Source organism: Streptomyces sp. NPDC058371 (assembly GCF_042723265.1).
In the GTDB taxonomy this organism is placed as follows: domain Bacteria; phylum Actinomycetota; class Actinomycetes; order Streptomycetales; family Streptomycetaceae; genus Streptomyces.
The window spans coordinates 819804-838873 of sequence record NZ_JBHXJC010000002.1 but is presented as its reverse complement, the minus strand read 5'-3'; the positions used below and the strand labels follow the sequence as shown (position 1 = coordinate 838873).

Below are 19070 nucleotides of genomic sequence, written 5' to 3'. Positions count from 1 at the left end.
CGCCACGCTATCGCGCTGCCCGGTGTCCTGTGACAGGGAATATTGACCGCCTGGAGGCGCGCTACCGGCGGACCGCCGAGATCAGTCCGCCGGGCCGCTCCTCGCGCTGCGGAGGGGTGCTGATCGGGCGGTCGTAGGCGACAGCGCGCTCGCGCAGGGTGTGGCTGTCGGCCTCCCAGCCGTGCCCGGCCAGCCAGCCCTTCGGGTCGTCGGGCATCTCCGAGACCCACATGGACGCCGCCGATCCCGGCTCGGCGTCCGCGCCGAAGCGCTCGATCACACCGCGCGAGCCCAATGTCAGCCCCATCCAACTGCCTGCCGCCGACTGCGCGCTGATCCGGGCCAGCAGTAGCTCCACCGCGTCCTCGGGCAGATAGATCAGTAGTCCTTCGGCGATCCACGCGGTGGACACCGCCGGGTCGTGCCCTGCGGCGGCCAGCGCGCCCGGCCAGTCCTCACGCAGATCCACCGCGACGGTGATCCGCTCGCAGCGTGCGACGGCCCGCTCCTGGCGCAGCACCGAAGCCTTGAAGTCCAGTGGCGCGGCGGTGTCGACCTCGAACAGCCGGGTGCCTTCGGGCCAGTCCATCCGGAAGGCCCGGCTGTCCATGCCGGCGCCGAGCAGCACGACCTGCCGGACCCCGGACGCGGAGGCCTGCTGCAACAGGTCGTCGAGGAACTTCGTCCTGATGACGATGGAGAACGACACGGCCAGCCGGCGGCGGCGCGCGGCCTCGTCGTCGGGCAGCGGCGGTGAGGAGGGCCACAGGCCGCCGGCGGTGGCGAAGGCCTGTGCCAGTGGGTCGCGGAACAGCGCGTTCTCCCGCTCGGTCTCCAGTGCCCGCACCCTGGCCACCCCCACCGCCGTGGCCCACACTCCCGACGGCTGCACCCGCTCCCGCTCATCAGTCACCGAGCGAGCCTAGATGATCGATTCCACGGGCTGATGGGTGGAGCCAGGTTCATGCGCGGCCAGCCGGTCATGCGCGCACTGACCGCCTACGACCACTGAACCCCTTGGAACCGATCACCTATGCGGAGGCCGGCTGCGCCTTCCGCTTTCGGTGTGCCTTCCGGCGGCAGCGCTGTGAGTACGTCCGGTGGAGGTTGCCAGCCGAGCTGTTCCGATATATCGTTGACGCATCGCGACTGATCAACGATGGAATGGAGTGATTGCGATGCGTTCCCATGGACAGGAATTCGGATACGAACACGGACAGGGACGTCGTGGCGGCCCCGGCCATCCGGGTCGGGGCGGCTTCGAGGGGCGGCGGGGGGCTTTCGGGCCCTTCGGGCCCGGTGGTCCCGGCTTCGGCGGACCCGGCTTCGGCCCGGGGCCCTGGGGTGGACGGGGCGGCCGGGGTGGTCCGCGGGGAAGGGCGCGACGCGGCGATGTACGCGCGTCGATCCTGGCCCTGCTCAAGGACCGGCCCATGCACGGCTACGAGATGATCCAGGAGATCGCCGAGCGCAGCGGCGGGGCGTGGAAGCCCAGTCCGGGTTCGGTCTATCCCACCCTTCAGCTGCTGGAGGACGAGGGCCTGATCGCCAGTGAGAGCGAGGGCGGCAAGAAGCTGTTCGCGCTCACCGAGGCCGGCCGTTCCGCGGCCGACGAAGGTCCCGACGCGCCCTGGGAAGAGGCCGGGCGCGGGGTCGACTGGGAGGCGCTGAGCGAGATCCGGCAGGCCGGCTTCGGTCTGATGGAGGCGTTCGGCCAGGTCTGGAAGACCGGCAGCAAGGACCAGCGCGACAAGGCGCTGACGGTCATCAACGAAGCCCGCAAGAAGCTGTATCTGATCCTCGCCGACGAGGACTGACGGCCCACCGTGGTCCATGAACGGACGGCGCCCCGTGGAATCTCTCCACGGGGCGCCTCTTTCGTACTCGGTCGGGGCTCAGCGGCTCAGGACACCAGACCGGACAGCTTGCGCAGGGACTCGTTGAGCGCGGCCGTCGCCGAATCCTTGAGCTTGCCCGCCATCAGAGAGACGGCGGCGCCCGTGAACTCGCCGTCTATGCGGAGCGTGGTTGCCTCGCCGTCCGGGATCAGTGTGTAGCGCGTGGCGACGGTCACGGACATCGGGCCCTTGCCGCGGATCGCCAGAGTGCGGGCGGGCTCCAGCTCCTCGATCGTCCAGTTGACCTCGGCCGGGAAGCCCATGAGCTTCATGTTCTCCTCGAACGTGCCGCCCGTCGCGAGGACTTCGGGGCCGCCCTTCGGGAAGTTCGTGTGCGTGGAGTTCCACTCGCCGTACGAGGAGAAGTCCGTGAGCTGCGCCCAGACCTTCTCGGCGGGCGCCTCGATCCGTGCTTCCGCGCTGACTTCGGCCATGCGACACCCCTTCTGTCGGGCGCTGCGCCGAGCGCAGCTACGGTGTCGCGGAACGTAGCCGCAGGGCCTGGAACATTCAATACTGATGAACCGTCAGGAATTGTGGAGAGAGCCCGGCGCGGCCCTCCGGCTGCGGTACGCCGAGTGGCGGTCAGCCCAGTCGCCGTATCTCCGCCGCGTCGAACAGGTCCCACGCGCGCGGGTAGGGCCCTTCGTCGTGGCAGTGCCACGCCTCCCAGAACAGGTCGGCGAGCAGCGCGTCCTCGGGGGCGTACACCCGGTACACGTACTGCCTGCCGTCGACCGCCGGCAGGGCCACCAGCCAGCCCCCGCTCTCCATGTCAGTTCCGACGTGCGCCGGAGTGGCGCGGTTGCGCACGGGGCGTGTGGCAAGGCGGCGCGCGCCCATGAGGGAAGACGGCGCGATGTCATCCGTAGGGAGGAGACCCCACCCGCGGATGCCCAACCTGTGTCGGACGGCAAGATGCTTCCCGCCGGGGATGCTCCCCTTCCGGGAGGCTGATGGGGTAGGGGTGTGCACTACGGTCTTCCCCAGCAACCGGCCGCCGAACAGGGGCCCCACCGCCCGGATGTCGACGCCAGGCTCACTGCCGAGCTGGCCTCGGTGGTGGCCGGTGCGCGCAGGCGGGCACTGCGGGACGGGGACCGGCAGGTCGACACGGCTCATCTGCTGCACTCGCTCCTGGAGTCCGATCCCGAGGTGCGCGCGGTCTTCGACAGCGGTCCGCAGGTCGCCCGGCTGCTCGGCTATCTCGTCCAGCGGAGCATCGGCTACGGGCTGCGCTGGCAGAGCACCGTCGAGGACTCGGGCGCCGTACCGGCCATGACGTCCGACACGGGCTGGTCGCCGGTGGCGGCCGGAGCCATGGACGGCGCCTGCGCCCGCGCGGAACGACGCGGCGACGCGCGGCCTCGCGGGGTCGACATGCTCGCGGCCGTCATCGCGGACCCCGACTCGCGGGCCGTCGAGGTGCTGGGGCGTGCCGGCGTGGACCCCCGTGAGCTGCTGCGGCGCATCGACGCGGGATGCGAGGAGTACGCCGGGGGCGGTGACGGGGTGCGGTGAGACCGCACGCACGGGGCCGGTGAGCGAGGCGGCGCGTGAGAGCCGGCGCTCGGGGCGGTGACGGGGTGCGGTGTGGGTGCGCGCTCGGAGATGACTCGGCGCGCTTAGTGACGCTGAGCGGTGAGAGTGTGCGCCCGTCGGTGACGCTGAGCGGTGAGAGTGTGTGCCCGTCGGTGACGCGGCGTGGTGAGGGCGTGCGCCCGGCGGCGGTGACGCGGCCGATGAAGGCGTGCGCCTGGAGGCGTGTGAGGGGCGACCGTCGGCGGCTCCGCCGCACGTCCACCGTATGAGACAGGTGTCATCCGGGGTGACGCTCATGACCGCGCCTGTCATCATGTGCCGGTGCATACGTCTCCGAGCAGTCAGGTCCACCAGGGCAAGGGCGTCGGCCTGGGCATCGCCCTCGTCTCGGCGCTCGCCTTCGGCGGATCGGGAGTCGCGGCGAAGCCGCTCATCGAGGCGGGGCTCGATCCGCTCCACGTGGTGTGGCTGCGGGTCGCCGGCGCCGCGCTGGTGATGCTGCCCCTGGCCGTCCGCCACCGCTCGCTGGTACGGCGACGTCCCGCGCTGCTCGCCGGGTACGGACTACTGGCCGTGGCCGGTGTCCAGGCCTGTTACTTCGCCTCGATCTCCCGGATCCCGGTGGGGGTGGCGCTGCTCGTCGAGTACCTCGCGCCCGCGCTGGTGCTGGGCTGGGTGCGGTTCGTGCAGCGACGGCCCGTGACGCGCGCCGCCGCGCTGGGTGTCGTCCTCGCGGTCGGCGGCCTCGCCTGTGTCGTCGAGGTGTGGTCGGGGCTGAGCTTCGACGTCCTGGGGCTGCTCCTCGCGCTGGGCGCCGCCTGTTGCCAGGTCGGTTACTTCGTCCTGTCCGACCAGGGCAGCGACGCGGGCGCCCAGGCGCCGGATCCGCTCGGCGTCATCGCGTACGGGCTGCTCGTGGGCACCCTCGTGCTGACCGTCGTCGCACGGCCCTGGACCATGGACTGGTCCGTGCTCGGGGGAAGCGCGGACATGAACGGCACCTCCGTCTCGGCCGCACTGCTGCTCGGCTGGATCGTGCTGATCGCCACCGTCGTCGCGTATGTGACCGGCGTGGTGTCGGTGCGCATGCTCTCGCCGCAGGTGGCCGGTGTCGTGGCCTGTCTGGAGGCGGTCATCGCGACGGTCCTCGCCTGGATCCTGCTGGGTGAGCACCTGTCGGCGCCGCAGATCATCGGTGGTGGCGTCGTACTCGTGGGCGCGTTCATCGCGCAGTCCGCGACGCCCGTGAAGGCCGCGGGGGAGCCGGTCGCGGCCGGTGCGGACGACGCCGAAAGGGAGTTGTCCGCGCGGGGCACCGCCGCCTAGTGTGCTGATCATGCATTCGCGCGCACTCGTTCTTCCGCCTCCGGCCGCCTGAGGCGGGCTCCCCGGATCAACACCCGGCCACTGCCGCCGGGCGGACGGTGCTGCCCGCAGAAGAAGTCCCAGGACCCTGCGTACGCCCGCGCTCCGCGCGCCGGCCGTCGTGCCCCGCGCACGCTCGGCCGTGACCCGCGCGTCGGCTCCCGTACGCCATGCACCGGCTTCCGTATGCCGTGCACCGGTGGCGCGGTCGGTGTGCCCGTGGCGACGTGGTCCTTTCCCGAGCTTCTGCGTCTTTGCGGAGAGAACACATGTCGAATGCCGTCTCCGGCCTGCCTGTCGGGCGAGGCCTCCTCTATCTGATCGTCGCCGGTGTCGCCTGGGGCACCGCGGGTGCGGCCGCGTCACTGGTCTACCGGTCCAGTGACATGGGGCCGGTCGCGCTGTCCTTCTGGCGCTGCGCGGGCGGACTCGTCCTGCTGCTCGCCGTGCGACTGCTGCGCCCGCGGGTCAGGCCCGCGGTACGTGAACCGCTCGGCCGCAAGGCGCTGCGGTTCGGTGTCACGGGCGCCGGGCTCGCCGTCTTCCAGACCGCCTACTTCGCCGCGGTCGAGGCGACGGGCCTGGCCGTGGCCACCGTCGTCACCCTCGGTGCCGGTCCCGTGCTCATCGCCCTCGGCGCCCGGCTGACCATGGGCGAGCGGCTCGGGCGGGGTGGTGTCACCGCCGTCGCGGGAGCGCTCGCCGGGCTCGCGGTGCTGGTGCTCGGCAGCGGGGGAGCGACCGTACGGCCGTGGGGTGTCGCCCTCGCCGTCGCGTCGGCCGCGGGGTACTCCCTGATGACGCTGCTCACGCGGTGGTGGGGCCGGGACGGCGGGATCGACTCCGCCGGTACGTCGGTGTGGGCGTTCGCCGTGACCACGGTGTTCCTGCTGCCGTTCGGTCTGGCCGAGGGCCTCGTCCCGCACACCGCCCAACCCGCCCACATCCTGGCCCTGTTGGCGTACATCGCCGCCGTCCCCACGGCCGTCGCCTACGCCCTGTACTTCGCGGGTGCGGCCGTGGTCCGGTCGGCCACCGTGTCGGTGATCATGCTCCTGGAGCCGGTGAGCGCCGCGGTCCTCGCGGTCGGCCTGCTGGGTGAGCGCCTGACGGCTGCGACCGTCGTCGGCACGCTGCTGATGCTGGGTTCGGTCGCGGGGCTCGCGGTGGCGGAGGCGTGCGACGCGGGCTCGGCGGCCACGCGCACGGCACCTCGGGAGGAGACGGCGCTCGTCTGACGGGGGAGCGGACTCGAGGGTCCCCCAGTCCGGGGTCCGGGTGCCGGTGCGAGTGGTGCGGGTGTCGGTCCGGGGTCCGGGCGCACGCCAGTCCGGCGGCGGATCCGGGCGCGGGTCCCATCGCGGGGCCGCGCGCCGGTGCCGGTGCGGGTGCGATTGCGGTACGGGCGTGGGCCCGAGCCGGGTCGGGTCGTGGCGGGCCCGCACCCACCCATTTCCGCCGAGGGCGGTCCCCTCAGGCCCGCCCTCGCCTCACAGAGTCGTCAGGTAGTCCGGCAGCTCGATGCCGGAAGCCAGGTCGTCGGCGGGGATCGGCGTGCCGTATCCCTTGGTCAGGGGCACGACGCCGGTCCAGTGGGGGAGCGTCAGGTCCTCGCGGTCGTCGTTCGGACCGCCGGTGCGCACCTTGGCGGAGACCTCGTTCAGGTCGAGGCTGATCACGGCGGTCGCGGCCAGCTCCTTGGCGTTGGCGGGCCGGGAGTCGTAGGAGCGGCCGGGCACGACGTGGTCGACGAGGGCGTCCAGGGCCGTGCGCCGCTCCTCCGGGTCCGTGACCTCGTGGGCGATGCCGTGCACCACCACGGAGCGGTAGTTGATCGAGTGGTGGAAGGCGGACCGGGCGAGGACCAGGCCGTCGACATGGGTGACCGTCAGGCAGACGGGCAGCCCGGGGTCGGCCTGGCCCGTCATCCGCAGCGGTCGCGAACCCGTCGAGCCGTGCACGTAGAGCCGCCGGCCGACGCGTCCGTACAGGGTGGGGAGCACGACCGGCGCGCCGTCGCGGACGAAGCCGAGATGGCAGACGTAACCCTCGTCGAGTATCGAGTGCACCAGCTCGTGGTCGTAGGCGGCGCGCTCCTTGGCACGGGTGGGGACGGTGCGGTCGGTCGGGGTGTAGGCAGCGGGCTGCGTCGTCCCTGGCTGGGTGCTCGTCTCCGGCATTGCGTTCTCCATTGTACTAGTGCATAATCCTGTTTGTGCTAGGAGAGTATCGGATCGAAGGGCGCCGCGCAGCCGAGATTGCCGCGAGCGTCGAGCGCGCGGTGGGTGCCGGAGATCTCCAGCCGGGCCATGTGCTCCCGCCGATGCGGGAGTTGGCGGCCGATCTGGGCGTGAATCCCAATACGGTCGCGGCTGCTTATCGCACGCTGCGGGAGCGCGGGGTCATCGAGACCGCCGGACGCCGGGGCAGCCGTGTCCGTCCCAAGCCCGCCACCACGGCTCGGGACCACATCCGCGTCGACGTCCCGCCGGGCGTGCGGAACGTGGCCGACGGCAACCCCGATCCCGCCCTGCTGCCAAGCCTCGCCGCGGCGTTCGCGGTGGCCGCGGGGCGGGCGGACCGGGAACCCGTGATGTACGGGGAGGCGGCCGTCGACGCCGACCTCGCGCGGCTGGCCCGCGCGGACCTGGACGCGGACGGGGTGCCGGACGGGCCGGTCGTCGTGACCTCCGGTTCGCTCGACGCCCTGGAGCGCGTACTGGCCGCCCATCTCAAGCCCGGGGACGCCGTCGCCGTGGAGGATCCCGGCTGGGGCAGCCTTCTCGACCTCGTGCCCGCGCTCGGTCTGCGCGCGGTTCCGGTCGGTGTCGACGAGGAGGGGCCCGACCCCGACGACGTGGAACGCGCCCTGACGGCGGGTGCGCGCGCTCTGATCGTCACGAGCCGGGCGCAGAACCCGACCGGCGCCGCCGTGACCGCCCGGCGCGCGCGTGCCCTGCGGTCCGTGCTCCGGACGCACCCGGAGACCCTGCTGATCGAGGACGACCACGGCCATCGGATCGTCGACCTGCCGCTGCATCCGCTCGTCGGCGTGACGCACAGCTGGGCCGTCGTCCGCTCCGCGGCCAAGGCGTACGGCCCCGACCTGCGGCTGGCCGTCCTGACCGGTGACCCCGTCACCGTGGACCGTGTGCGCGGGCGGCAGCGGCTGGGGCCCGGCTGGGTGAGTCTGCTGCTGCAGCGGGCCGTGGTGCATCTGTGGACCAGCGACGCGGTGGACCCGCGGGCCGTGGCGGCCGCGTACGGCCTGCGCCGTGAGGCGCTGATCGCCGCTCTCGCCGAGCGCGGGATCGCGGCCCACGGGCGCAGCGGGATGAACGTGTGGGTGCCCGTCCCGGACGAGACGGGCGCGGTTGCCCGGCTGTTGCACGCGGGCTGGGCCGTCGCGCCCGGGGCCCGCTTCCGGATCGGCGCGCCGCCCGGCATCAGGATCACCATCTCGACGTTCGCTCCGCACGACGTCGTGCCGATGGCGGACGCGGTCGCCTCCGCGATCGGCTCGATGCCGGAACGGCGGTACGTGTAGGGCCGGTTGGTGCCCGGGCGTCACGGGTAGGGCGGGTACGCGCGGATCCGGTGAGCGCGCCCGCACCAACGGGATCTGCGCCCGCCCGCGTCTACGGGACCTACACGCGCCCGCGCATAGCTGTCACCGACGCCCCCTGGCCTGGGTCAGTGCCGCGCCAGCGAGGACGATCACCGCGCCGACGGGCGTCGACCAGGCCAGCGGCTCGCTCAGGAGCGCGACGCCCGCCGCGGTGGCGATGACCGGGATGAAGTACGTGACCATCTGGGCCGTGGTCGGACCGACCTCGTCGACCAGGCCGTACTGGATCAGTACGGCGAGCCCCGTGCCGAGGGCACCCAGTGCCGTGACCGCGAGCAGCGGGACGAGCGGGAAGTGCGTCGGCAGGCTGGTGAACAGCGGTGTGACGACGGCGAGTTGAACCGTGGCCAGCAGCAACTGGGCGCCGGTCAGGGAGAGGTGCGAGTGGCCGGTGCCGGCCAGGGTGCGGCGGACGTAGATCCAGCCGATGGGGTAGCACAGCGAGGCCAGCAGGGCCATCGCGGTGCCCGTGGCGTCCAGGCCGTTGAAGCCCTGCCAGGCGCCGAGGACGGTCAGCACGCCGAGGAAGCCGAGGCCGAGGCCCGCGACCCTGAGCCGGGTCGGTCGGTCCTCGGACAGGGCGACCATCGACAGGGCCATGCCCCACAGAGGTGAGGTCGCGTTGCAGATGCCGGCCAGCGTGGACGGGATCGTCAGCTCGGCGTAGGCGAACAGTGAGAACGGCAGCGCGTTCAACAGGAGCGCGGCGACCGCGAGATGGCCCCATGTGCGCGCCCCGCGTGGCAGACGCTCCCGCTTGACCGTCATCGCCACCGCGAGCACTGCCGTACCGAACACCAGCCTCCCGAGGGTGACTTGGAACGGCGCGTATCCGTCCGTGCCGACCTTGATGAGGAGGAAGCTGAAACCCCAGATCAGGGAGAGGACGCCGAAGCGGATCCGCCAGTCGAGGGGGGTGCGGCGACGTCCGGGCGGGGCGGTGGAGGCAAGGCCGCTCGGGGTGGTGACGGTGCTCATGGACGTAACGATGAAGCAGTCGACCTCGTAGCACAAGCGAGATTTCTCAAGCAATATCTCGTAGCATCGCTTACATGTTGAATCTGGAGCGCCTGCGCACCCTGGACGCCCTGGCCCGCCACGGCTCGGTCAGCGGGGCCGCCGACGGGCTGCACGTCACCACCTCGGCCGTCTCCCAGCAGATGTCCAAGCTGGAGCGGGAGGTGGGGCAGCAGCTCCTCGCCAAGAACGGCCGGGGGGTCCGGCTCACCGACGCCGGGCGGCTGCTCGCGGATCACGCCGCGCGCATCCTGTCCCAGGTCGAGCTGGCCCAGTCCGATCTGGAGGCGCAGCGCGGTCAGGTGGTGGGCGAGCTGCGGCTGTCGGCGTTCCCGACCGCCGCGCGCGGACTGTTCCCGTCCGCCCTGGCCGCGCTCCGCCGCACGCATCCCGGGCTGCGGGTGCGCTCGTGCGAGCTGGAGCCGGAGGCCGGGGTGGCCGGTGTGGTGCGGGGCGACCTCGACCTCGCGGTGGTGCTCGACTGGTACAACAAGCCGATGCCCCTGCCCGACGGGCTGGTCAAGGCGGCTGTCCTGGACGACCCCGCCGATGTCGCGATGCCGGCCGGGCACCGGCTCGCGGACCGTACGGAAGTGGACCTCGACGAGTTCGCCGACGACGAGTGGATCACGTGGGCCGAGGGCGAGTTCTGCCACGAGTGGCTGATGTTCACGCTGCGCTCCAAGGGCGTCGAGCCGCACATCGGTCATCGCGCCGCGGAGACGCACACCCAGCTCGGCCTCGTCGCCGCGGGCCTCGGCGTGTGCATCGCGCCCCTGCTCGGCCGCCACCCGATGCCCCCGGGAGTCGTCACGGTCCCGGTGAAGCAGCGGGTGCGGCGGCATGTCTACGTCGTGTGGCGGGCGGACGCCGACCGCCGCCCGTCGATCCGGGCGGCGGTGGAGGCGTTGCGGGTGGCGGGACGGGCTGTCGCCTGAGCGGGGCCCTGTCGCACGTCCGCGGCCGTTCCGGAGCCCGACCACGGGCACGGGGGTCACGGCCACGGTCGGACACGGCCGAGTTCAGAGCTGCGGCGCAGCCATCTTGCGGAAGTCCCAGGACGCGACCGCGTCGGGCGTCAGCCGCATCCAGGCGTGCCGGCCGTCGTGCGGCAGGTCGTCCATGCCGAAGTTCTTGCGGGCGAACAGCCGCTCCACAGAGGTGAGTTCGGGGCAGGGCTCGCCCGTGCGAGGGGCCTCGCCGACGAACTCGACGGTGCCCGACAGCTCGGCGCCGCGCAGCTCGCCGTACTCCTCGCCGCTGTCCACGACGACCGCGACGCGCGGATCGCGGCGCAGGTCGGCCCAGCGTTTGCTGCGGGTGATGGAGTACAGCCAGAGCGAGGTGCCGTCCCAGGCGAACCAGAGGGTGCTCGCGTGCGGCGCGCCGTCGGCCGAGACCGTCGCGACGCGGCAAGTGCGCTGGCTGGTCAGGAACTCGTCCAGTTCGCCCGGGGTCATCATGATCCTGCGGCCCCGGCGCTGAGTGACGGCCATGCGGTCCCCTCTTCTCCGGCGTGCACGCCGGACTTCGGATTATGACGTGCTGTCAGAAAAGTTCTGACATGCCGTCAGAAAAGCATGGGCTGTCTTCCGTCCGTACGCAATGGTCGTTAGTCTCGCCCGCTCGACCGTCCGCGACCAGGGGGAGCCATGCCGTCGTACGAACAGCTCAGTGAACTCCTCGACCCCGCGACCACGGTGCTGCTCACCGTCGAGTGCCAGCAGGGCGTCGTGGGTCTCGACAGCGCGCTGCCCGAACTTGCCAAGGAGGCCCGCTCGTCGGGGGCGCTCGCGCAGGTGGCCCGGCTCGTCGCCGCCGCGCACGAGAGCGGGGTGCAGGTGATCCACGCGATCGCCGAGCGCCGGCCGGACGGGCGCGGCGCCAACCGCAACGCCCGGCTGTTCCGCGCGGCCGCCCGACTGCCCGTGCAACAGCTGACGGGCACCACCGCCGTGCGTGTCGTACCGCCCATCGAGGTGACCGACGAGGACTTCGTCGTACGACGGCTGCACGGGCTGTCGCCGATCTCGGGCACCGACGTCGATCCGCTGCTGCGCAATCTGGGCTGCCGCACGCTGGTGGTCAGCGGCGTCTCCGCCAACGTGGCCATTCCCAACGCCGTGTTCGACGCCGTGAACCGCGGCTACACGGTGGTCGTGCCCTCGGACGCCATCGCGGGGGTGCCCTCCGACTACACCCCCGCGATGATCCGCAACACGCTCGCCCTGGTCGCCACCGTCGCGACCACGGATGAGGTGCTGGCCTGCCTCAAGGGGCCGCGGCGCGAACCCCGAAGGTGAGCCGGGTGGTTCACAGGAGGGTGATCGAGTCTCCGTCCACGGAGATCTTGGCGGCGGGCAGCGGCTTGGTCGCCGGCCCCTTCTTCACGCTGCCGTCCGCAACGGAGAACTGGCTTCCGTGACAAGGGCAATTGATGACGCCGCCGGAGATGTCCTTCACCGCGCAGCCGAGGTGGGTGCACTTCGACGAGAACGCCTGGAACGTGCCCGCCGTCGGCTGGGTCACCACCACGCCCTGGTCGGCGAAGAGCTTTCCACCGCCCTCCGGGATGTCGACGGTCTTGGCGATGACGGTTCCCCCGCCCGCGCCCGCTCCGCCGCCCGAGGCGCCTCCGCTCACCTCGGTGGAACCGGACGACTTCTTCTCGTCCCCGCACGCGGTCAGCGCGACGGCGATCCCGGCCGCCCCGACCGCCGCCACCACGGCGCGGCGGCCCGGTCCCGATACCGGCCCGGGCTCAAACGATTCGCTGGTCATGCTGGCGTCTCCCCTTCAACGGACGTGACATCGGTCCACTCAGGTGTACGAGTCGCCCGCGCAGGCCGTTCACCCGGGGGCGGCATGTTGACCCAATCGAGATCCTGCCGCGACCGAGCCGCCCACCGGGCGCGCCCGGCGCCCCCGAACACCCCAGTAGCCTGGGGCGATGCTCAAGGAAGTCATCGCGACCCGCTACATCACGCCCCTGCGTGAGGGCGGCTCGCTGCCGGGACTCGTCGAGGCCGACGATCTCGGGACGTACGTCATGAAGTTCACCGGCGCCGGCCAGGGGCGCAAGACGCTCGTCGCGGAGGTCGTCTGCGGTGAACTCGCCCGCAGGCTCGGTCTGCGGGTGCCCGGCCTCGTGACCATCGGGCTCGACCCGGTGCTGGGGCTCGGCGAGCCGGACCAGGAGGTGCAGGAGCTCCTCAAGTCCAGCGGCGGCCCGAACCTCGGCATGGACTTCCTGTCCCGGGCCCTCGGCTTCGACTCCCTCGCCTTCGAGGTGAGCCCCGAGGAGGCCGGCCGTGTCGTGTGGTTCGACGCGCTGGTCAACAACGTCGACCGCTCCTGGCGGAACCCGAACCTGCTGATGCGGCAGGGCGAGCTCTGGCTCATCGATCACGGCGCCACCATGATCTGGCACCACAACTGGCCGGGATGGCAGACCTCCGCGGCCAAGCCGTACGACGCCTCCGACCACGCGCTCGCCCCGTTCCGGCCCGATGTGGCCTCCGCCGCCGCGGAGCTGGCCCCCCTGGTCACCGAGGAGCTGCTGGCCGAGGTGACCGCGGAGATCCCCGAGGCGTGGCTGGCCGGGGAGCCGGGCTTCGACTCGGCCGACGCGCTGCGCCGCGCCTACGCGGAGCCGCTGCTGGCCCGGGCCGCCGACATCCACGAGCGCATCAAGGGGGAGAAGTGAGCGAGCGGGACGTCTTCGAGTACGCGTTGCTGCGCGTGGTGCCACGGGTCGAACGCGGCGAGTGCTTCAACGCGGGGGTGCTGGTCTACTGCCGCGCCCGGTCGTTCGTGGCCGCCCGCACCCATCTGGACGAGGGCAAGCTGCGGGCGCTGGACCCGGACGCGGACGTGGCGGGCGTACGGGCCGCGCTGCGTGCCGTCGAGGGAGTCTGCACCGGTGGTGAAGCGGCAGGCCAGGCGGCGGGCGACGACGCCGGGCGGCGCTTTCGGTGGCTGATCGCGCCCCGCTCCACCGTCGTGCAGCCGGGACCCGTGCACACCGGGCTCACGGGGGATCCGCGGGTCGAGGCGGAGCGGTTGCTGGACCTGCTGGTGAGGTAATGGATCACAGGCACCCCGTGTGCCGTTGACACCGAGTGCCAGGGCTTCTAGCGTCACGTCTGCTGAGGGTACTAAGCGGTCGCTCACTGGACGGGCGTACCGTGTGAGCCGCAGGCTTTTCAGGATCCCGAGGCTTCCGCGAGGGGCCGAGGGCGCCGAGACAGGCTTCCGACAGGCTTTTCCAAGGGCGAGGAGAACCAGCAATGTCCACCACTGAGCAGCGCGTAGCCGTGGTCACCGGTGCCGCGCGCGGCATCGGCGCCGCGACCGCCGTACGACTGGCCGCAGAGGGCCGCGCCGTCGCCGTGATCGATCTTGACGAGGCCGCCTGCAAGGACACCGTGGAGAAGATCACCGCCGCCGGTGGCAAGGCCATCGCGGTGGGCTGCGACGTCTCCGACGAGGCCCAGGTCGAGGCCGCGATCGCGCGCATCGCCGAGGAGCTCGGTGGGCCGACGATCCTGGTGAACAACGCGGGCGTGCTCCGCGACAACCTGCTGTTCAAGATGAGCGCGACCGACTGGGACACGGTCATGAACGTACATCTGCGCGGCGCGTTCCTGATGTCCAAGGCCTGTCAGAAGCACATGGTCGACGCGAAGTTCGGCCGGATCGTCAACCTGTCCTCGTCCTCCGCCCTCGGCAACCGCGGCCAGGCCAACTACTCCGCGGCCAAGGCGGGTCTGCAGGGCTTCACCAAGACCCTCGCCATCGAGCTCGGCAAGTTCGGCGTCACCGCCAACGCCGTGGCGCCCGGCTTCATCGTCACCGACATGACCGCGGCCACCGCCGCCCGGGTCGGCATGGGCTTCGAGGAGTTCCAGGCCGCGGCCGCCACCCAGATCCCCGTGCAGCGCGTCGGAAAGCCGGACGACATCGCCAACGCGATCGCCTTCTTCACGGGCGAGGAGGCCGGATTCGTCTCCGGCCAGGTGATGTACGTCGCCGGCGGACCGCTCAACTGAACCCGGGGGACACCGACATGACCGCACTTCCCGAACTCTCCGGCAAGGTCGCCCTCATCACGGGCGGCAGCCGCGGCATCGGATACGGCGTCGCCGAGGCACTGATCGCCCGTGGTGACCGCGTGTGCATCACCGGCCGCAACGAGGACGCCCTCAAGGAGGCCGTCGAGGCGCTCGGCGCCGACCGCGCCCTCGGCGTGGCCGGCAAGGCGCACGACGAGGCGCACCAGGCCGTCGCCGTCGAGCGCACGATGGAGGCCTTCGGCCGCGTCGACTACCTGGTCAACAACGCCGGTACGAACCCGGTGTTCGGCCCGATCGCCGAGCTCGACCTCAATGTGGCCCGCAAGGTCTTCGAGACCAACGTCGTCTCGGCCCTCGGCTTCGCCCAGCAGACCTGGAAGGCCTGGCAGAGCGAGAACGGCGGTGCGATCGTCAACATCGCGTCCGTCGCGGGCCTCGCGCCCTCGCCGTTCATCGGCGCGTACGGCATCAGCAAGGCCGCGATGATCAACCTGACCGTGCAGCTGGCGCACGAGTTCGCGCCGAAGGTCCGGGTCAACGCGATCGCGCCCGCCGTCATCAAGACCAAGTTCGCGCAGGCCCTGTACGAGGGCCGGGAGGCGGAGGCGGCTGCGGCCTACCCGCTCGGCCGGCTCGGCGTGCCCTCCGACATCGGGGGTGCCGCAGCCTTCCTCACCTCCGAGCAGTCGGACTGGGTCACCGGGCAGACGCTCGTGGTGGACGGCGGCATCTTCCTGAACGCCGGAGTCAGCTGACGCAGGCGTCGGCGCGGGTGCCCGTACGGCGAAGAACGGTGCCCGCGCCGGCGTACCGCCGTGGCGTCGTGGAGGCCGACAAAATCGGCGCCCGCGTCGGCCTTCGGTGGACAGAAATGCCCCCTGTGTCCACCCGCGACGGGAGCACAGAGAAATGACAACGTAGTCACATACGCGCTGATCAAGTGCCCTGCCGGAACACCGTTCCAGCGGCGGGACACTGCGGTATCGTCTGCCGACCTTTGGTACGGCAGATCGAGGAGCGTGCGCGTGTTCAACCGGAACCGATGTCTGCGCCGGCTGGCGGCGCTCACGTCCATATCCCTGGTGGCCGGGTGCGGTGTTCTCTCCACGGGCTCGTCCGACGACAAAGGGCCGATCGTCGTGGGCACCACCAGTGCACCCAGCACGCTGGATCCTGCCGCGTCCTGGGACGGCTCCTGGGAGCTGTTCCGCAACATTTACCAGACCCTGCTGAGCTATCCCTCCGGGGCGACCGCGCCGCAGCCCGACGCCGCTGAGAACTGCCGGTTCACCGACTCCACGAACCGCACGTACCGCTGTGTGCTGCGGCCGGACATGAAGTTCTCCGACGGCGACACCCTCGACGCCCGCGCGGTCAAATACTCGATCGACCGGATCAAGCAGATCAACGTGTCCGGCGGTCCCGCGGGACTGCTGGGCAGTCTGGACCGCGTCCAGGCCTTGGGCGACCGCGAGATCGTCTTCCATCTCAACAAGCCGGACGCGACCTTCCCGTTCGTCCTGGCCACGCCCGCCATGTCGATCGTCGACCCGGACGACTACCCGGCCCGTTCGCTGCGCAAGGACGGCAAGGTCTTCGGGTCCGGGCCCTACAGCCTGCACTCCTACGAGGAAGGCAAGAAGGCCGAACTCGTCAGGAACGACCACTACGACGGCTTCGCCGAGCGCAAGAACGACGCGGTCACCATCCGCTACTTCCAGGACTCGTCCCAGATGGTCGACGCGCTCAGGGACAAGAAGATCGACGTCACGTTCCGCGGTCTCGCCTCCCCGGACATCGTCTCTCTGCAGGGGCACCAGGACGAGGAGGGCCTCCAGCTCGTCGAGGGCGCCGGCACCGAGATCAGCTACCTGGTGTTCAACCCGAAGGATCCGTGGGCCAAGAAGCCGGCGGTGCGCAAGGCGATCGCGCAGATCGTCGACCGACCGGCCATCGCGCACAAGGTCTACAAGGACACCGTCGACCCGCTGTACTCCATGGTCCCCAAGGGACTGGTCGGGCACACCACGGGCTTCTTCGACGACTACGGGGACCCCAGCGCGTCCAAGGCCCGCAAGATCCTCGAGGGCGACGGCATCACGGGGCGCGTCCCGCTCACGCTCTGGTACACGACCGACCGCTACGGCTCCGAGACCGCCCCGGAGTTCCGGGAGCTCAAGGACCAGCTCAACGCGTCCGGCCTCTTCGACGTCACCGTCAAGGGCCGCCCCTGGAAGACGTACGAGGCGGGCTACCGCAAGGGCGAGTACCCGGTGTTCGGGCGGGGCTGGTTCCCCGACTTCCCGGACGCGGAGAACTTCATCGCGCCGTTCGTGGGTGAGCAGAACGCGCTCGGTACGCCGTATCCGGCACCCGAGATCACCGGAGTGCTGCTGCCCGAGTCCCGTCGGGAGAGCGATCGCGGGGCCGTGGTCAAGGAGTTCGAGGAGGCGCAGCAGATCCTCGTGGACGACGCGCGCCTGCTGCCGCTCTGGCAGGGCAAGCAGTACGTGGCCGCGAGCGAGGAGATCGCGGGCGGCGAACTGGCGCTGGACCCCTCGACGATCATGATGATGTGGGAGCTGCACCGGAAGACGAGCTGGTAGCGCCGGGCACCTGCGGCCTGCGGCGTGAGGTGTGCTGAGCTGCGGTGAGTCCGGTGGTGGCCGCCGGGTGCCGGGTCGGCGTGCGGGTCCGGTTGTCAGTGGTCGCCTGTAGGTTCTGAGGCCTGGAAGTGACCGCACATCGGAGGAAGTTGACGTGACCGACATTGCCATGCTGCCCGAGTCCTGGCGCGACGTCCTGGGCGAGCAGCTGCAGCAGCCCTACTTCAAGGAACTCACCGAGTTCGTCGAGGAGGAGCGCGCCAAGGGTCCCGTCCACCCTCCTCGCGAGGAGGTCTTCGCCGCGCTCGCCGCGACGCCGTACGAGCGGGTGAAGGTGCTCGTCCTCGGCCAGGACCCGTATCACGGCGAGGGCCAGGGCCACGGACTGTGCTTCTCCGTCCGCCCCGGAGTGAAGATCCCGCCCTCCCTGCGCAACATCTACAAGGAGATGAAGGAGGAGCTGGGCACCCCGATCCCGGACAACGGCTTTCTGCTGCCGTGGGCCGAGCAGGGCGTGCTGCTGCTCAACGCGGTGCTGACCGTGCGCGGCGGAGAGGCCAACTCGCACAAGGGCAGGGGCTGGGAGAAGTTCACGGACGCGGTGATCCGCGCGGTGGCCGACCGGCCCGACCCGGCGGTCTTCGTGCTCTGGGGCAACTACGCGCAGAAGAAGCTCCCGCTGATCGACGAGGAGCGGCACATCGTGGTGAAGGGCGCCCACCCGTCGCCGCTGTCCGCGAAGAAGTTCTTCGGCTCGCGCCCCTTCACGCAGATCAACGAGGCGATCGCCCAGCAGGGCCACGAGCCCGTCGACTGGCGGATCCCGGACCTGGGCTGACGGGAGGGGCGGGTGCCGTCCCGCCCGGCTCTCGTCACCGGCCTGGCCCAGTGGTGCACGGAGGCGCCTGACCGCGATTGTCGGCGCCTGCGGCCAGGGCCGGTCCGGCGGATCTTGCGGTTCCGTCCCGGCGGTGGCGGGAAACGGGGCTTAGCGGGGTGCGGTGCGTGCAGCCGCCAGACGGCGGAGGGAGTCATGGCGACCGACGACAGCGCCGCAGATGGGCGTGCCACACCCCGCGGCCTACCGCACGATCCGCCGGTCAGGCCCTAGCGTCGTGGGCGACAGGCGACGAGCGTGGAGGACGCGGTGGCGGAGCAGCAGGAGCAGGCGGCGCCGGACGCCATGATGACCCGGATCGGGCAGATCGTCATGCTGCAGCACGCCGGTGACCGTGAGGAGGCCCGGGGCCGTTTCCTGGGTCTGTGGGCGGAGATCGGCGAGGACGGCGACCCGTTGCACCGCTGCACACTGGCGCACTACATGGCGGACGCGCAGGACGACCCCGCGGACGAACTGGTCTGGGATCTGCGGGCGTTGTCGGCGGCCGAGGCGCTCACGGACGGGCGCATCGCCGAGCACGACCAGTCGCTCGCGGTGCGGGCGCTCTACCCCTCGCTGCATCTGAATCTGGCCGCGGACTATGTGAAGCTCGGCCGCGCCGAGGCCGCCCGCGGCCATCTGCGCCGGGCCCGTGGCGCGGCCGGCGCCCTCGGCGACGACCGCTACGGGGACGGGGTGAGGGCGGCGATCGGCCGCCTGGAACTGCGGTTGCGGGAGGACGGGGGCCCGGGGAGCGGGCCGGGTGGCACCGGTGGGGGTGGGGCCAGTGGGGCTGGGCCCGCTCGGGGTTCCGGCTCTACCGGGGGTTCCGGCTCTACCGGGGGTTCCGGCTCCACCGGGAGTTCCGGCTTCACCGGGGGGTCTGGAGGTCCGGGTGGTTCCGCGGGGCAGAGTGGATCCGGTGCTCCCGGTGCTCCCGGCGGCCCTATTGGGCCCGGTGGTCCAGGAGGAGCCAGAGGGACCGGAGGGGAGACGCTGGGGCCGCCGCGACAGCGGCCCTAGCGGCGGAAGGGCCGAGGAAATCCCGGCGGGCCGGGC

Annotated in this window: 20 protein-coding genes and 1 pseudogene; 14 read left to right on the top strand and 7 right to left on the bottom strand. The window is 71.4% G+C overall.

Features of this window, described 5'->3' with window-relative positions:
• Nucleotides 1-61: 61 nt before the first annotated feature.
• Nucleotides 62-913, bottom strand: coding sequence for a class I SAM-dependent methyltransferase (locus ACFWM2_RS11420; RefSeq protein ID WP_383276376.1), 852 nt, complete (start codon nucleotides 911-913; stop codon nucleotides 62-64).
• Between the two features lie 265 nt (nucleotides 914-1178).
• Between ACFWM2_RS11420 and ACFWM2_RS11415 the strand changes: the two genes are divergently transcribed.
• On the top strand, nucleotides 1179-1817 hold the full coding sequence (locus tag ACFWM2_RS11415) for a PadR family transcriptional regulator (protein WP_383276373.1): 639 nt from the start codon (nucleotides 1179-1181) through the stop codon (nucleotides 1815-1817).
• 86 nt (nucleotides 1818-1903) lie between these two features.
• Here the strand turns inward: ACFWM2_RS11415 and ACFWM2_RS11410 are convergent, their stop codons facing one another.
• Together ACFWM2_RS11410 and ACFWM2_RS11405 are read right to left on the bottom strand one after the other, a co-directional pair.
• Entirely contained in the window at nucleotides 1904-2332 is a 429-nt protein-coding gene (locus tag ACFWM2_RS11410) for an SRPBCC family protein (RefSeq protein ID WP_383276370.1), read from the bottom strand.
• 151 nt (nucleotides 2333-2483) lie between these two features.
• Nucleotides 2484-2672: a hypothetical protein gene (locus ACFWM2_RS11405; protein WP_383276367.1), complete on the bottom strand. Its 189-nt coding sequence runs from the start codon at nucleotides 2670-2672 to the stop codon at nucleotides 2484-2486.
• A gap of 195 nt (nucleotides 2673-2867) precedes the next feature.
• Here ACFWM2_RS11405 and ACFWM2_RS11400 point away from each other — a divergent pair, with 195 nt between their 5' ends.
• From ACFWM2_RS11400 to ACFWM2_RS11390, 3 genes are all read left to right on the top strand, one after another.
• Nucleotides 2868-3419, top strand: a complete 552-nt coding sequence (locus ACFWM2_RS11400) for a Clp protease N-terminal domain-containing protein (protein ID WP_383276364.1) — start codon at nucleotides 2868-2870, stop codon at nucleotides 3417-3419.
• A gap of 336 nt (nucleotides 3420-3755) precedes the next feature.
• Complete coding sequence (locus tag ACFWM2_RS11395) at nucleotides 3756-4766, top strand: DMT family transporter (protein WP_383276361.1); 1011 nt, start codon at nucleotides 3756-3758, stop codon at nucleotides 4764-4766.
• Between the two features lie 308 nt (nucleotides 4767-5074).
• Nucleotides 5075-6043: a DMT family transporter gene (locus ACFWM2_RS11390; protein WP_383276358.1), complete on the top strand. Its 969-nt coding sequence runs from the start codon at nucleotides 5075-5077 to the stop codon at nucleotides 6041-6043.
• A 252-nt stretch (nucleotides 6044-6295) separates the two neighbouring features.
• Here the strand turns inward: ACFWM2_RS11390 and ACFWM2_RS11385 are convergent, their stop codons facing one another.
• Nucleotides 6296-6985: a pyridoxamine 5'-phosphate oxidase family protein gene (locus ACFWM2_RS11385; RefSeq protein WP_383276355.1), complete on the bottom strand. Its 690-nt coding sequence runs from the start codon at nucleotides 6983-6985 to the stop codon at nucleotides 6296-6298.
• A 35-nt stretch (nucleotides 6986-7020) separates the two neighbouring features.
• Here ACFWM2_RS11385 and ACFWM2_RS11380 point away from each other — a divergent pair, with 35 nt between their 5' ends.
• Complete coding sequence (locus ACFWM2_RS11380; RefSeq protein ID WP_383276352.1) at nucleotides 7021-8352, top strand: aminotransferase class I/II-fold pyridoxal phosphate-dependent enzyme; 1332 nt, start codon at nucleotides 7021-7023, stop codon at nucleotides 8350-8352.
• Nucleotides 8353-8475: 123 nt separating this feature from the next.
• Here the strand turns inward: ACFWM2_RS11380 and ACFWM2_RS11375 are convergent, their stop codons facing one another.
• The gene (locus tag ACFWM2_RS11375) at nucleotides 8476-9411 is read right to left on the bottom strand and encodes a DMT family transporter (RefSeq protein WP_383276349.1); all 936 of its coding nucleotides are present in this window, start codon (nucleotides 9409-9411) and stop codon (nucleotides 8476-8478) included.
• A gap of 74 nt (nucleotides 9412-9485) precedes the next feature.
• Between ACFWM2_RS11375 and ACFWM2_RS11370 the strand changes: the two genes are divergently transcribed.
• Entirely contained in the window at nucleotides 9486-10388 is a 903-nt protein-coding gene (locus ACFWM2_RS11370) for a LysR family transcriptional regulator (RefSeq protein WP_383276346.1), read from the top strand.
• An 84-nt stretch (nucleotides 10389-10472) separates the two neighbouring features.
• Here ACFWM2_RS11370 and ACFWM2_RS11365 read toward each other — a convergent pair whose 3' ends face one another.
• Nucleotides 10473-10946 carry a pyridoxamine 5'-phosphate oxidase family protein gene (locus tag ACFWM2_RS11365; RefSeq protein WP_383276343.1) on the bottom strand — a complete coding sequence of 158 codons (474 nt, stop codon included), beginning with the start codon at nucleotides 10944-10946 and terminating at the stop codon, nucleotides 10473-10475.
• 156 nt (nucleotides 10947-11102) lie between these two features.
• On the opposite strand from ACFWM2_RS11365, the gene ACFWM2_RS11360 reads away from it, so the two are divergent.
• Nucleotides 11103-11753, top strand: coding sequence for a cysteine hydrolase (locus ACFWM2_RS11360; protein WP_383276340.1), 651 nt, complete (start codon nucleotides 11103-11105; stop codon nucleotides 11751-11753).
• 10 nt (nucleotides 11754-11763) lie between these two features.
• Here ACFWM2_RS11360 and ACFWM2_RS11355 read toward each other — a convergent pair whose 3' ends face one another.
• Nucleotides 11764-12231: a Rieske (2Fe-2S) protein gene (locus ACFWM2_RS11355; protein WP_383276337.1), complete on the bottom strand. Its 468-nt coding sequence runs from the start codon at nucleotides 12229-12231 to the stop codon at nucleotides 11764-11766.
• Between the two features lie 169 nt (nucleotides 12232-12400).
• Between ACFWM2_RS11355 and ACFWM2_RS11350 the strand changes: the two genes are divergently transcribed.
• The 7 genes and pseudogenes from ACFWM2_RS11350 to ACFWM2_RS11320 all read left to right on the top strand — a co-directional run.
• On the top strand, nucleotides 12401-13156 hold the full coding sequence (locus ACFWM2_RS11350) for a HipA family kinase (protein ID WP_383276334.1): 756 nt from the start codon (nucleotides 12401-12403) through the stop codon (nucleotides 13154-13156).
• A complete protein-coding gene (locus tag ACFWM2_RS11345; RefSeq protein WP_383276331.1) occupies nucleotides 13153-13536 on the top strand; it encodes a DUF3037 domain-containing protein in 384 nt (127 codons plus the stop codon). Before ACFWM2_RS11350 ends, ACFWM2_RS11345 begins: the two co-directional genes overlap by 4 nt.
• A gap of 203 nt (nucleotides 13537-13739) precedes the next feature.
• Nucleotides 13740-14501, top strand: coding sequence for a 3-oxoacyl-ACP reductase FabG (fabG, locus tag ACFWM2_RS11340; protein ID WP_383276328.1), 762 nt, complete (start codon nucleotides 13740-13742; stop codon nucleotides 14499-14501).
• Between the two features lie 17 nt (nucleotides 14502-14518).
• Nucleotides 14519-15280, top strand: a complete 762-nt coding sequence (locus ACFWM2_RS11335; RefSeq protein ID WP_383276325.1) for an SDR family oxidoreductase — start codon at nucleotides 14519-14521, stop codon at nucleotides 15278-15280.
• Nucleotides 15281-15550: 270 nt separating this feature from the next.
• Nucleotides 15551-17131 carry an ABC transporter substrate-binding protein gene (locus ACFWM2_RS11330; RefSeq protein WP_383276321.1) on the top strand — a complete coding sequence of 527 codons (1581 nt, stop codon included), beginning with the start codon at nucleotides 15551-15553 and terminating at the stop codon, nucleotides 17129-17131.
• 154 nt (nucleotides 17132-17285) lie between these two features.
• Nucleotides 17286-17969, top strand: coding sequence for a uracil-DNA glycosylase (gene ung, locus ACFWM2_RS11325; protein WP_383276318.1), 684 nt, complete (start codon nucleotides 17286-17288; stop codon nucleotides 17967-17969).
• A gap of 309 nt (nucleotides 17970-18278) precedes the next feature.
• Nucleotides 18279-18779, top strand: a pseudogene (locus ACFWM2_RS11320) (hypothetical protein); the annotation flags it as partial.
• Nucleotides 18780-19070 lie beyond the last annotated feature (291 nt).